The 13,695-nt window shown below is 71.9% G+C and carries 11 protein-coding genes; 4 read left to right on the plus strand and 7 right to left on the minus strand.

Going from position 1 to position 13,695, the window contains the following annotated elements; genetic code table 11:
• Position 1: 1 nt before the first annotated feature.
• Complete coding sequence (locus AWX74_RS16800) at positions 2-1,135, minus strand: histidine kinase (RefSeq protein ID WP_242666274.1); 1,134 nt, start codon at positions 1,133-1,135, stop codon at positions 2-4.
• A gap of 66 nt (positions 1,136-1,201) precedes the next feature.
• Positions 1,202-1,843, minus strand: a complete 642-nt coding sequence (locus AWX74_RS16805) for a carbonic anhydrase (protein WP_091277910.1) — start codon at positions 1,841-1,843, stop codon at positions 1,202-1,204.
• Between the two features lie 287 nt (positions 1,844-2,130).
• Here AWX74_RS16805 and pstS point away from each other — a divergent pair, with 287 nt between their 5' ends.
• Positions 2,131-4,374, plus strand: coding sequence for a phosphate ABC transporter substrate-binding protein PstS (gene pstS, locus AWX74_RS41325; RefSeq protein ID WP_242666275.1), 2,244 nt, complete (start codon positions 2,131-2,133; stop codon positions 4,372-4,374).
• A 13-nt stretch (positions 4,375-4,387) separates the two neighbouring features.
• Here pstS and AWX74_RS16820 read toward each other — a convergent pair whose 3' ends face one another.
• Positions 4,388-6,547, minus strand: a complete 2,160-nt coding sequence (locus AWX74_RS16820) for a globin domain-containing protein (protein ID WP_091277688.1) — start codon at positions 6,545-6,547, stop codon at positions 4,388-4,390.
• Between the two features lie 413 nt (positions 6,548-6,960).
• Positions 6,961-8,634: an alpha/beta hydrolase domain-containing protein gene (locus AWX74_RS16825; RefSeq protein WP_091277691.1), complete on the minus strand. Its 1,674-nt coding sequence runs from the start codon at positions 8,632-8,634 to the stop codon at positions 6,961-6,963.
• 79 nt (positions 8,635-8,713) lie between these two features.
• On the opposite strand from AWX74_RS16825, the gene AWX74_RS16830 reads away from it, so the two are divergent.
• From AWX74_RS16830 to AWX74_RS16840, 3 genes are all read left to right on the plus strand, one after another.
• Positions 8,714-9,322, plus strand: a complete 609-nt coding sequence (locus tag AWX74_RS16830) for a sensor histidine kinase (protein WP_242666276.1) — start codon at positions 8,714-8,716, stop codon at positions 9,320-9,322.
• A 90-nt stretch (positions 9,323-9,412) separates the two neighbouring features.
• Entirely contained in the window at positions 9,413-9,883 is a 471-nt protein-coding gene (rnhA, locus tag AWX74_RS16835; RefSeq protein ID WP_091277694.1) for a ribonuclease HI, read from the plus strand.
• Positions 9,884-9,948: 65 nt separating this feature from the next.
• Positions 9,949-10,878 carry a sigma-70 family RNA polymerase sigma factor gene (locus AWX74_RS16840; protein WP_091277696.1) on the plus strand — a complete coding sequence of 310 codons (930 nt, stop codon included), beginning with the start codon at positions 9,949-9,951 and terminating at the stop codon, positions 10,876-10,878.
• Positions 10,879-11,018: 140 nt separating this feature from the next.
• Here AWX74_RS16840 and AWX74_RS16845 read toward each other — a convergent pair whose 3' ends face one another.
• From AWX74_RS16845 to AWX74_RS16855, 3 genes are all read right to left on the minus strand, one after another.
• Positions 11,019-11,477 (minus strand): carboxymuconolactone decarboxylase family protein, encoded by a 459-nt coding sequence (locus AWX74_RS16845; protein WP_091277698.1) that lies wholly within the window; start codon positions 11,475-11,477, stop codon positions 11,019-11,021.
• A 175-nt stretch (positions 11,478-11,652) separates the two neighbouring features.
• Positions 11,653-12,660, minus strand: a complete 1,008-nt coding sequence (locus tag AWX74_RS16850; protein WP_193209654.1) for an NAD-dependent epimerase/dehydratase family protein — start codon at positions 12,658-12,660, stop codon at positions 11,653-11,655.
• Between the two features lie 274 nt (positions 12,661-12,934).
• Entirely contained in the window at positions 12,935-13,687 is a 753-nt protein-coding gene (locus AWX74_RS16855; RefSeq protein ID WP_091277700.1) for an SDR family NAD(P)-dependent oxidoreductase, read from the minus strand.
• Positions 13,688-13,695: the final 8 nt, after the last annotated feature.

A 13,695-nucleotide genomic window follows, 5' to 3' on the forward strand; every position in this document is an offset into this window, starting at 1 on the left:
GTCAGTCGGGGCGGACGCCAGGCGCGTACTTCGGGACACGGAAGCTGACCTTGGTCCCGGCGCCGGGGGCCGTCTCGACGACCAGCCCGCAGTCGTCGCCGAAGACCTGGCGCAGCCGGGCGTCCACGTTGCCGAGGCCGATCGAGTCGCCGGCCGGGTCGCCGGCCAGGGCGCGGCGGATCACCTCGGGATCACAGCCTGCGCCGTCGTCCTCGACCCAGATGTGGGCCCGGGCACCGTCGTCCATCGCGCCGAGGGAGACCTTCCCGACGCCGGACCGGCCTTCCAGCCCGTGCCGGACGGCGTTCTCCACCAGCGGCTGCACGCACAGGAACGGGACCACCACCGGCAGCACCTCCGGTGCGACAAGCACCTGCACCCGCAGCCGGGACCCGAAGCGGGCCTTCTCCAGCTCCAGGTAGCGCTCGATGTTGCGCATCTCGTCGGCGAGCGTGGTGAACTCGCCGCCGCGCCGGAAGGCGTACCGGGTGAAGTCCGCGAACTCCAGCAGCAGCTCCCGGGCCCGTTCCGGGTCGGTGCGCACGAACGACGCGATCGCGGCCAGCGAGTTGTGGACGAAGTGCGGGCTGATCTGCGCCCGCAGCGCCCGCAGCTCCGCCTCGACGGCCCGCGTCCGGGACGCCTCCAGCTCCGCCAGCTCGATCTGCGCGGACACCCAGCGGGCCACCTCCACCGCCGCGCGTACCAGGCTCGCACCGACATCCGGCACGTAGGCGGCGAGGGCGCCGACGACCTGGCCCTCGCTGGTCACCGGCACGATCACCGCCGCGCGCAGCGGGCAGGCCGCGTCGTCGCAGGCGATCTCCGCCGGCCCGAGTACCAGCGTGCGACCATCGCGCAGCACCGGCTGGGCGTGCCCGCTGGCCGCCGGCGCGTGATGACCGCCGGAACCGTCCCACGCCAGCGTCGTGGCGGTGTCGACGAGGGCCACGGCATCGGTGCCGAGCAGCGTGCGCAGATGCCGGACGGAGCGGACCGCCCCGTCCCGCGTCAGTCCGGCGCGCAGGTGCGGCGCGGCCTGCGAGGCGGTGTGCAAAGTCGTGAAGGTGGCCCGGTCAGCCGGCGTCCCGAGATCCCGGCGGTGCCAACCGGCCCAGGACGGACGCCGCACCACCACATTCACCGCCCGTTGACAGGCACGCACCGGAACTGACGAGTATCCATCCCGGAGCGGCGCGGCTCATCGGGAGGCCGCGGGCACCGGTCCGTGGCTGTTGACCACGCTGACGGTGCCCCCCGCGAGCTGGTAGGACAGGCCGACCACCGCACATCGTCCCGCGGCGACCTCGGTCGCGAGCAGGACTGACCGGCCGACCAGGCCGTCCACCGTCCGCCGGATGTGCGTGTGCACGAACGAGTCGATGTCGGTGTGCCCGGCTGCCCTCGCGGACAGCACGCTTGGCATGACCCGCTCGACGAGGTCCCCGATATAGCCCGCCGGCGCGCTCCCGTCCCGATCCGCCTCGGACGCCGCGGTGACGGCGCCACACGCGTCGTGTCCGAGAACGACGACGAGGGGCGCGCCGAGCACGCTCACGCCGTACTCGATGCTGCCGAGCACCTCGGGCCCCGCAACATGCCCGGCGGTCCGGACCACGAAGAGGTCTCCCAGCCCTCGATCGAAGATGATCTCGGCTGCCAGCCGCGAATCGGAACATCCGAACAGCACGGCGAACGGCTGCTGCCTGGGCGCCACCGCCGATCGCCGGTCGGCGTCCTGGTTCGGGTGCAGCCGTTCGCCCCGCACAAAACGCGCGTTGCCTTCCTGCAGGACCGCGAGTGCCTCGGCAGGTGTGGAAACAGCAGGATCGAAATCGGACACGGACAGCAACCTACCGCTGGTCCGGAGCGCGACGGGCCTGATTGCGGCAACGACACCCGGCGTCGCGGTACTGCCTCCCTGCCCGGTCTGCCTCCTCCTGGACCGGTCCGCCTCGGCTACTCGATCTTCTCCGGTTCGGCGAGGCCCGCCAGGGCGGCGCGGTCCTCCGCCAGGGCGTAACCGGCCTTGACGGTGCTGTACGCACGAGCATCCACCCGAACGCGAGGCGGGCCCGATGACCTCGTGCCGGAGGGGCAGCGTCACGATCACCAGTAGGGTCCGTTGTGATGGACGGTTCGAGGGGGCGTGCCGTGGACGTACCGGGCGTGGATCCGCTGGACGACGACGACCCGCGAACCGTCGGCCCGTACACGGTGTTGGGCCGTCTCGGTGGTGGCGGGATGGGCACGGTGTACCTGGCGCGCCGTGACGGGCAGAGCCCGCCCGTCGCGCTGAAGGTGATCCGCGGTGACCTCGCGCGGGTGCCCGAGTTCCGCGAGAGGTTCCTGCGCGAGGCGCACGCCGCGCAGCGGGTCGCGAGGTTCTGCACCGCGGAGGTGCTCGACGTCAGCGTGGACGGCCGGCGCCCCTACCTGGTCACCGAATTCATCGACGGCCCCGACCTGTCGACCGCGGTGCGGAAGCGGGGCCCGCTGCCGATCACGGAGCTGGAACGGCTCGCGGTGGCCGTCGCCTCGGCGCTGACCGCGATCCACGCCGCCGGCGTGGTCCACCGTGACCTCAAACCGGGCAACATCATGCTGTCGTCGTCCGGGGCGCGCGTCATCGACTTCGGCATCGCCCGCGCCCTCGACGTGACGACGATGATGACCCAGGGCGGTATCGGCACACCGGCCTTCATGGCCCCCGAGCAGGCTCTCGGCCAGCCGGTGACGGCCGCGGCGGACGTCTACGCCTGGGGCGGCGTGCTCCTGTTCGCCGGTACGGGACGGCTGCCCTACGGTGAGGCACCCACGCCTGTGATCCTCTACCGCGCGGTCAACGAGGAACCGGACCTCACCGGCCTGGACGCGGGCCTGCGGCCCCTCGTCGAACGCGCCATGCGCAAGGACCCGGCCGAGCGCCCGACCGCACACGACCTCTTCCTCGAACTGGTGGGCGGCCGCCCCACCCCCGCACCTGCCCTCGGGTCGACAGCGCCTGGGCCGTCCGTCACCGGGCCGCTGGTTCCGGAGCCGGCGGTTCTCGCGGCGTTCGACGAGACGCTGCCGGTCTCGGCGCCGCCGTCGTTACCAGGGCCGCCGCCTCGCCTGGTCCATCAGGGTGACCCGCCGTTCCGGGACGGTCCGCCCCATCAGGAATCGGATGACGTCCCGGTCCCAGTCCCGGTCCGCAGCCGTCGGTCCCGTGGTCGGCTGCTCGGGGCGTTGGCCTCGGCCGCGCTCGTCCTCACGCTCGTGGTCGTGCTCGCAGTCGTCCGGATGGGCGATGACGACACGGGGGGTGCGCGGGCCGAGACCCCGGGCGGAGCCACGGCGACCTCGGCGGCCTCCTCCTCGTCCGCTCCCGAAGCCTCGTCCATGTCTGATGTCTCCTGCGCCACCGGAGCGATCGTCGCGGAGGGATCCACCGCCCAGAAGAGCGCGATGGATCAGTGGATCACGAACTACCAGAACCACTGCTCGGGCGCGACGATCACCTACCAGCCCACCGGCTCGGGCTCCGGACGCGCGCGGTTCGCCGCCGCGCAGGTCGACTTCGCGGGCTCGGACTCGATGCTCGAGGGTGACCAGAAGCGCGGGGCCGACGCACGCTGCACGGATGGCGTCGCCGCGGAGCTTCCGATGGCCGTCACGCCGATCGCGATTGTCTACAACCTGCCCGGTGTGGACGGTCTGCGGCTGTCTCCCGCCACGCTCGCCGGGATCTTCTCCGGCCAGATCCTCGTCTGGAACGCATCGGAGATCTCCGCCGACAACCCCGGTGTGAAACTGCCCAACACGGCGATACAGGGTGTTCACCGCTCGGACAGTGGCGGCGTCACCGACACCCTGACAACGTTCCTGGACGCCGCCGCCGGGGACGCCTGGACGTACGGCTCGGGCGTGGACTGGGAGGCCCCCGGCGGTGTGGGGGCGAAAGGCAGCGACGGCCTCGCGGCGACCGTCAAGGGCACACCGAACTCCGTCGGCTATCTCGACCTGCGGTCCGCGGAGAGCGCGGGTCTTCAGACCGCGAGAATCGAGAACGGCGCCGGCAAGTTCACCGACGTCTCCACTGGCGGTGTGACGGAGGGCCTCAGCTCGGCGCGGATCACCGGCACCGGTGGTGATCTCAGCTTCGTGAACGACTACTCCGCCATGACGGCGGGCGCATACGCGATCTACCTGGTGACCTACGAGATCGTCTGTACCAGGGGGCTGGAGTTCTCCCAGAGCGCGCTGGTCAGGTCCTTCCTGACCTACGTCTCCTCCGCGGCAGGTCAGGGAGCGGCCGCCGCACTCGGCTACGCGCCGCTTCCCGAGGGTCTGCGAAGCGAGGTCCAGGCCGTGATCGACGGGATCACCTGATCCGGGGCCGGTGTCAGAGCTGGCCGGCCCACAGGTCGGGGCCGAAGACCTCGTACCGGATGTTCTCGGCGGGCACGCCGCGGCGGAGCAGGCTGGCCCGGACGTCCCGCATGAACGGCAGCGGTCCGCACAGGTAGGCCCGCACGCCGTCCGGGACCGGAAGCTTGTCGGCGTCGATCAGGCCGGCCTCGACCCCGGGCCCGGGCGCCTCGTCGCGCTGCTCGTACCAGGTCAGCTCCTCGAAACGGCGCAGCTGGCGGCCCAGCATCCGCACCTCGTCGCGCACCGGGTGGGACCGCGGGGAATGGTCCGCGTGGGCGACGACGACGCGCCGGTCCGGCCGCGTACGGGTGACGTGGTCGAGCATCGCGACCATCGGAGTGATCCCGATTCCGGCACTGACCAGCAGCAGCGGGTCGAAGCTGTCGTCGAGGACGACGTCCCCGAATGGCTGGCTCACGTCCAGCACCGTGCCGACATCGACGCTGTCGTGGATGAACGAGGAGACCGCCCCGTCCGGGTTGCCGTCCGATCCACGCACCCGGCGGACGGTCAGGCGCATCCCGGCCCGTCCGGGAGCTGTGGAGATGGTGTACTGCCGGGGCTGCCGTCGTCCGTCCGGAAGGTCGACGGCGACCGACACGTACTGCCCGGCCTGCCAGGGCGGTGCCGGCTGGCCGTCCGCGGGGAGCAGCAGCAGCGAGATGACGTCGGGCGTCTCATCGGTCCGGCGGATGACCTCCCAGGGGCGCCAGATGTGCCTCGGGTCCACCCCGGCTCGCTGGTAGACACGGGCTTCCTCGGCGATGAGCTGGCAGGCGAACAGCCAGTACACCTCGTCCCACGCGGCGGCGATCTCGGGTGTGACGGCGTCGCCGAGCACGTCGCCCACGGCGGCGAGCAGGTTCCGGCCGACGATCGTGTACTGCTCGGGGAGCACCCCCAGGGAGGCGTGCTTGTGGGCGATCCGCTCGAGCACGGGCTGGAACGACGGGGCCTGCGGGTCGATGAGCTGCGTGGCGTAGGCGACCACCGAGGCCGCCAGCGCCCGCCGCTGGTCGCCGTTGGCCTGGTTGCCCTGGTTGAACAGGCGCAACAGCTCGGGGTGCGCGGTGAACAGCCGCGGGTAGAACGCCGAAGTGATCTCGACGCTGTGGGCGGCGACGACCGGGGCGGTGGCGCGCACGACAGCGGCCGATTCGATGGAGAGCACGAGTCGTCCTCCTGACCCGGTTCCGCCGGCTACGGAACCTGAGGGGGTGGATAGGTCCGGGATGGATGAGGGGAGAAGCCCGGACGGGATGGAGCCGTCTGCCCCAGGGCTGTCGAAGGCCGGCCCTGCTGACGGAGGGGGATCGAGGTGGGCGATGCACAGGTCTGGTTCGACGAACGGCACGACGCGCGGCACCAGCGGGCTGCCCAGTCGTTCGAGCAGGCCGGAGAGCAGGCCCGCGTGCACCGAGCAGATGACGTCGGGGTGGACCGCTGCCACGGCCCGGAACGGGCAGGAGTGCAGCAGCATCCGCCGGCCCACTCCCGCGGTGCCCGGGGTACCCGGGGCGTCGGCTGGTTCGACTTCGGGGTCGAAGCCGAGTTCGGCGAACACCGCGGCCGCCTGGTCGATGGCGGTCGTCTGGTCGACCAGGCGTGCCTGTTCCGCGGGGCCGGAACCCGGCCGGGCGTCCGGTCCTTCGGCGGGGGCTGGCGCGGGTTTCTCGACCTGTCGGCTGGCCCAGGCCTGTCCGGCCTGGCGCGCGATCCGGGCACGTTCGGCCGGGGTGGCGGCCAGGTTCTCCGCCAGCACGAACAGCAGCTGTTCGTGCTCGTAGCCGGCGCCGCCGTCGTCGTCGGCCGGGTCGCTGGCCGTCGCACCGGCGGCGACGGGTGAGTAGGTCACCCTCGGTCGGCCGGGGGCGGAACGGGGTTCCGGCCGTGCGCTGACCAGGCCGGCTCCGACCAGGACGTCCAGGTGGAAGCGCACGGTGGAGACGGCGAACCCGGTGGTCTCGGCGAGTTCCCGGGCGTCGAGCGGCCGGCCGGCCGCTCGCAGGGTGGCCAGCAGACCGAGCCGGCTGTCCGTGGCTAGCGCGCCGTGCCGCCGGGCCCGCCCGCCGCCCCCGGTGCCGGGCCCGGTGTCACCTGCCGGGCGGACGTGCCGCGGTTCCGGCTGCATCCGAACCTCCCGATCTCGACCTTGTAGAAGTTCGATGTCGGGAGCATAAGCACGAAGATATTCGTTTTTACTATCAGAGTCGTTTTTATGCAATCCGTCACAGCCGCTGGACACGAAGTGCTGGGAACCCTTATAGGCTGGCGCGCGTGAGTGAACGCCGGATTCCCGGCCAACCGGACCACTGAGGAGACCGCTCAACGGTGGGTTGTGGGTTCTTCCTCAGCTGGGCACGCGGTGTGCCCAGCTGAGGAGGACGAGATGCTGGTAGCGGCGGGCCGGGCAGCCGACTGGGGCCTTGCGCGCCGGGGCTCGGCAGGTCAGGCCGTGGTCGCGAGGGCCCGGTGGCCCTGCGAGGGGAGGGTCAGAACGAGGGCAGCCAGCCCGGTGAGGGTGACGATGGACGTCCGTATTCCCTAGCTGACACGCTCCGGCTCGGCGAAGGCCGCGAGGGCGGTGCGGTCCTCCGGAAGGGCGTAGCCGGCGGTGACGGTGCTGTCGACGGCGTCGTCGTAGCGCTGCTGGTAGGTGGCCCGGTCCGGGTAGAGCGCGGCCAGCCGGTCGGCGGGCAGCGGCTTCGCCGAGCCGAGCAGCAGGCAGAGCACCGACGGGTCCGGGCCCTGCGCGCCGGACAGCGACGCGACCGGGACGTCGACCGGTGGGGTGCGGATTCCGCCGAGCGCGATGCCGTCGGCGTCCCGGCGGATCTGCGGGGTCGCGCCCGGGGCGACCTCGATGAGCGGGGCGGCCTTCGGTGCCTTCCCGGTGGTGATCCACGCCGTGAGCGCCCGCAGGCCGGCCTTGGCGACGACGTGCATCGGCCCGTTGTTGATCGGCACGCCGCAGTTCATCTTGTCCGCGTTCGGCCCGAGCAGGTGCGCGTCGGCGTGCGCGGTGCCGGCGACCTCCCAGAGCCGGAACCGCTCGCTGTCAGGCTGGCGGGCCTTGTACGAGTTGAGCACGCCGAGCAGGTCGGACTCGGTCTGCGTGTTGAGGATCGGGGCGTCCAGGTCGGTGCGCAGGGCCGTCGGCGCGCCCTGCAGGGCACCCGCGAGGTCGGCCGGCTGGTCGGCGCCGACCAGCGGCAGCCCGGCGGCGCCGCGGCTGTGCACGAAGAAGCCGTCGAACTCGGCGGTGAGCGGCTGCACGCCGTTGATGTAGGTGACGAGCGCCGCCGCCGACTGCGACTCGCCCGCCGCGACGACGACCGACGGCTTCGCCCCGTCCAGCCCGGCGCCGGCGCCGACCGCGCGGGCGACCTGGGTGTAGATGTCGAACGAGAAACCGTCGCCGGGATGGGTGAGCGTCCCGTACCGGGCCGGGTCGATCGCGCGCAGGCCCCGCCCGGCGATGCCTTCGGCGCCGGGCGCGGTCACCAGTACCGGCCCGCCGAGGATGCCGATGCGCTGCGCCGAGACGCCGACCCAGACGTCACCGCGCCGGGTGATCTCCTCCTGCAGGCTGGTCCACTCCGGGTCGGCGTCGACACCACCGCTGACGTTGAGCCATTCGACGACGACGGTTCCGCTGAACCGCTCGGTCTGCGCCGGCCGGCGCACCAGCACCCGGGTGCGGTAGGGCGCCGAGCCGTCCGGGGTGAAGGTCCACCGGCCGTCGGAGCTCAGCTCCCCTTCGGAGCGGTAGGAGGTGGCGGTGCCGGCGGCGACGTACTCGTGCTGCACGTAGCCGGCGGGCTCCAGGTCCGCGGGCGTCGGCGACCCGATGAACACGCCGTTGCCGCCGGTGAGCTCGGTGGACAGGTCCGCCGCCGGCCCCTCCGCCCGTGGCGTCGTCCGCGTGACGGCGGTCGGTGCCGCCGTCGTCTCGGCGGAGTCGCTCCCGTGCCCGGACGACGTCCGTCCGGCCGAGTCGGGCCGTTCGCCGGTGATCGGGTCGGAGCAGGCCGCGAGGACCGGCAGCAGCAGCGCCGCGGCCACCAGCGCACCCGCGCGGGCCGCGCCGCTGCGGCCCGGCCGGCGTAACCCCCGGCTTCCCGGGCTGCGCGGGACCGACGAGGAACGGGCCCCCCGGCGCAAGGCGGCGGACGAGTCGGTCCGCCGGGAACGGGACTCGGTCCCGAAGCTTGTCATATCTACCTCTCCGGAAAGACTGTGCCGCCAGTCGGGCCGCATGCCCGCGCGGATCATCCGGCGGCGTCGTGACGTGCCCGTGAGCCTGCCGCCTTGCACGATGAGGATCAACTCAAGGCGGCGGCCACAGGCCACGGAAATCGGCGAGTCGACCCGGCGCATCTCCGAGCTGGTCTCCGCCGTCCGGTCCTACTCCCATCTCGACCAGGCGTCCATGCAGAACGTCGACGTCAGCCAGGGCCTGGAGAGCACCCTGGTGATGCTGCGGCACAAGATGCCGGCACGGGTGCGGGTGGAGCGGCGGTACGGGGCCGACGTCCCCACCATCGACGCCCACGCCGGCGAGCTCAACCAGGTGTGGACCAACCTCATCGACAACGCGGTCGACGCGATGAACGGCGCCGGTACGCTGCGCCTGACCACCTCGCACGATGACACCGGTGCCGGTAGTGGCGCGGTGATCGTCGAGATCGGCGACGACGGGCCCGGGATGCCGCCGGAGGTCGCCGCCCGTGCCTTCGAGGCCTTCTTCACGACCAAGGACGTCGGCAAGGGCACCGGTCTCGGCCTCGACATCGCGCGGCGTATCGTCGTCGAACGCCACTGCGGCACGATCACGATCGAGTCGAAGCCCGGCGACACCGTGATCAGGGTCCGCCTGCCCCTGCGCCAGCCCTCCGCCGGCTGAGAGCATGCTGCCGGCCGCCAGCCTTCTGCCGGTTGACAGCGGCACGCCGAGGCGACGGACCCGCCGACGGCAGCAGCCGAGAGGGGTTTCATGGCCGGCCTGGAGATCTTCACCGACGGGGCCTGCAGCGGCAACCCCGGCCCGGGCGGCTGGGGTGCCGTGCTGCGCTACGGGGCACACGAGAAGACGCTGTACGGCGGTGAGGCCGCCGACACCACGAACAACCGGATGGAGCTGCTCGCCGCCATCAGGGCGTTGGAGGCACTCACCCGCCCGTCCACGGTGCGCCTGCACACCGACAGCCAGTACCTGCGCAACGGCGTCAGCGGATGGCTGCCGCGCTGGAAACGCAACGGGTGGCTGACCGCCGACAAGAAACCGGTCAAGAACGCCGACCTCTGGCAGCAGCTGGACGTCCTGGCCGGCCGGCACACCATCGAATGGCTCTGGGTGAAAGGGCACGCTGGGCATCCCGACAACGAGCGCGCCGACCGGCTCGCGAACCGCGGGATGAAGGAGGCCCGAACGCCCACGAAGCGTTCCGGTGTTACCTCGGGCTGATCCACTCCGTCCAGATCGTGGCGGCGTGGCGGCAGTGCCGGGGCGATGAAGGGGACGGTGGGTCGGTGGCTGGGCTGGAGCAGTTGGCGGAGCGGTTCGGCGAGCAACGGCCGTACCTGCGGTCGGTCGCGTACCGCCTGCTCGGCTCGTGGGACGACGCGGACGACGCGGTGCAGGAATGCTGGGTCCGGCTGAGCCGATCCGACGTCGGCGAGGTGCTGAACCTGCGGGCCTGGCTCACCACCGTCACCAGCCGGATCTGCCTGGACATGCTGCGGGCCCGGGCAAGCCGGCAGGAGCAGTCCCTCGATGGCGATGTGCCGCTGGACGTGCACCTGCCCGATCCGGTTGTCGCCCCGGCCACGGGCGCCGACCCCGAACACGAGGCACTGCTCGCCGACGCGGTCGGGCTCGCCCTGGACGTCGTCCTCGGGACGCTCAGCCCGCCCGAGCGGATCGTCTACGTCCTGCACGACCTGTTCGCGGTCCCGATGGCCGACATCGCCGTGATCCTCGGCCGGACACCGGCGGCCACCAAACAGCTCGCGAGCCGCGCCCGCCAACGGGTCCAGGGCAACGCCCTCGGCGGCGTCCGCGCGAGGCAGCCGGCAACGGCGCCGGACCGGACCGCTGACCACGCGGTGGTCCAGGCGTTCTTCGCGGCCGCCCGCGCCGGCGACTTCGAGGGCCTGCTCGGCCTGCTGGCCCCGGAGGTCATCATGCGCGCCGACGGAGGCCCGAGCCGGCCGTCCGTCACCGCGGTGGTGCGGGGTGCCGCGGCGGTCACCCGCCGAGCGCTGATGTTCGCCCGGCCGGACGCAGCCGTCCACCCGGTGCTGGTCGACGGTGAAACGGGTGTCGTCGTGACCGTCGCCGGGACGCCCGTGTCGGTCATGGGCTTCGCCGTACGTGCCGGCACCGTCGTCGCGATCGACGTGCTGGCCGACCCAGCCCGTCTCGAGCGCCTGCGCCTACCGGACCTGCCTGTGACGTAGGCGTCTGTGCCGTGCTGTGCCGTGCTGTGCCGTGCCGTGCCGTGCTGTGCTGTGCTGTGCCGTGCCGTGCCGTGCCGGGCGGGGCGGGGCGGGGCGGTTCGGCGGAACCGCCCCGCACCGGCGACCACCACCTGATCTGGTCAGCTCCAGGAGGTGCCCGCGGGCTCCTTGATCGTGGTGTTGATCCGGTTGAAGAAGTTCGTCGTCGCGATCATCAGGATGATGGCGGCGAGCTGCTGCTCGTCGTAGTGCTTCGACGCCTCGGCCCAGATCTCGTCGGTGACCTGGCCGGGCCGGTCGCTCAGGCGGGTGACCGCCTCGGTGAGCACGAGCGCGGCCCGCTCGGCGTCGTCGAACAGCGGCGAGTCGTACCAGCCCGCCGTCGCGTGCAGCCGCTCGTCGCTCTCCCCGGCCTTGCGCGCGTTCGTCACGCCCGCGTGCACGCAGGCCCCACAGCCGTTGATCTGGCTTGCCCGCAGATGAACGAGCTCCATCGTCCTCGGGTCCACCCCGCCCGCGGCCATCGCCCTGTACAGGGCCTGTATCGCCTCCATGCCGTGCGGCAACAGCAGCGCCGGGTTCTTCATCCGTGCCTGCATCGTCATCCTCTTTCACTCCCTGCCGAGATGCTCTTTCTCGCGGCTGACAGGGAGGAGACGGACGGGATCGCACGGAGGTAACACGGCGACCGCGGGCTGGGCGGGCGCGTCGGCTGAGCGGGCGGGTCGGCCCCGGTGGCTGAGCCGGGCCCGGGGCTGCGGCGCCCGCCTCGCGTCAGGCGGCCTGGGCCTTCGTGCGGTCGCGCTCGAGGTAGAAGTTGGCGGCCTCGCGGATCTCGTCGGCGGTGGGGGAGGGCTCCCATCCCAGCTCGCGCGTGGCCTTGCTGTGATCCAGTGGAGGCATGAAGTGCATGAGCCGCACGCTCACGCTGTTCATCACGGTGTCGCGCCGCAGCACCTTCTGCCCGAAGTCGCCGAGGCGGCCGATGACCTTCATCACCGGAATCGGGATCCCGATCCGCGGCGGCTTCACCCCGCCCGTCTCGGCGGCGATCGTCACCAGTTCCTTCCAGGTCATGTAGCTCTCGCTGATGATGTACCGCTCGCCGACCCGGCCCTTCTCCGCGGCGAGCAGGAACGCGCGGGCGGCGTCCCGGATGCCGACGACCTCCATCGACGCCTTGCCGAAGTAGATCGGCATCTTGCCGCGGGCGGCGTCGGCGACCAGCTGGCCGTGCGGTGAGGCGTGGTCGGGAGCCCCGTAGGTCGTCGACACGTTCATCACGACCCCGGGCAGGTCACGCTCGCGGCAGTACCGCAGGACGAGGTCCTCGGCGTCGGCCCGGGCCTGGATGTACGGCCCGCCCAGGTGTTTCCAGGTGTTCGGGTCGTTCTCGTCGGCCGGGCGACCGTCGTCGGAGCGGCCGATCGTGCCGACGGTGCTGCAGAACACGAAACGCCGCACCTTCGCCTCGACGGCGGCGTCGAGCGCGTGCCGCAGCCCCTCGACGTTCGTCGCGAACAGCGGTGCCGGGTCACGCAGCCAGGCCCGGGCGTCGACGATGCAGTAGTAGACGGTGTCGACCCCGCGCATCGCCTCCACCAACGCGGCGTCGTCGGTCAGCTCGCCGTGGACGCGCTCGACCTGCAGGTCGTCGAAGGCCACGGTCGAGCTCGTCCTGCGGATCCAGACCCGCACGTCGTCGCCGCGCTCCGCCAGCTGCCGCGTCACATGCGAACCGAGGAAACCGCTCGCCCCCATCACCAGTTGCGTGTCGGCCACGAACCGACCTCCTTCTCACCCGATCTGCCGATCTGCCGATCTGGCGGCCTACCGACCTGCGGACACCTGCGGCGGTCTCGTCGGCGAGACCGAGAACGTCGCGTTCAAGCGCGTTCATACACGTTGTCGGGATTGTCGCGCACCTGCTCGGTGCGCTGCCCGGCTGGCGCCCGGAAGCGGGCAAGGCATCCGCACCAGGGTGACGACCCTGGCAGACGCGCCGCAGTGTCCGTCGACGGTGTCCGCGCGACGGATGCGGACACCCGCATGCGGCTCAGTTCATCGTGGAGCCGCCGTTGAGGTTGATCGTCTGGCCGGTCAGCCACGAGGTCTCCTCGGCCGCGAGGAAGACGACGGCGGCGCCGACGTCGGTGGGTGTGCCGAGGCGCCCTGTCGGGACCATGCCCGCCAGGGCCCGGGTGACATCGGGGTTCTCGGTCGAGTTGTCCATCATGCCGAGGGCCAGGGTGTTCGCGGTGATCCCCTCTTTGGCGACCTCCTGGGACAGGTGCCGGACGAAGCCCTCGATGCCACTCTTCCCCGCGCCGTACAGGGCGACGCCGATCGCCAGGCCCGTGCGCCCGGCTCCGGAGGAGATCTGGATGACGCGGCCCCAGTGTGCGCTGACCATGTTCTCGATCACCGCGTGGATGCAGTGCAGGGATCCGAAGATGTTGATGTCCACCGGGCCGCGCCACAACGCGGGATCGAGCGCGCGGAACGGCCGGGCGACCATGTCGGAATGGATTCCGGCGTTGTTGACGAGGATGTCGACCGGGTGCCCGAACGCCTCGCCCGCGGCGGCGACGCCCGCTCGCACCGCGTCGGGGTCCAGCACGTCGAAGGGGACCGCGACCGCCTTGCCGCCGGCGGCCTCGATCTCGTCTCGAACCGCTTCGGCGCGGCCGGCGACGAGATCGTTCACGGCGACCGCCGCCCCCTGCGCGGCGAGGGCCCGTGCCGCGCCCGCGCCCATGTTCTGGCCGGCTCCGGTCACGAGCGCCACGTGTCCATCGAGTTCGAACATTGCCAACT

The sequence above is a fragment of the Parafrankia irregularis genome, assembly GCF_001536285.1.
Taxonomy (GTDB): domain Bacteria; phylum Actinomycetota; class Actinomycetes; order Frankiales; family Frankiaceae; genus Parafrankia; species Parafrankia irregularis.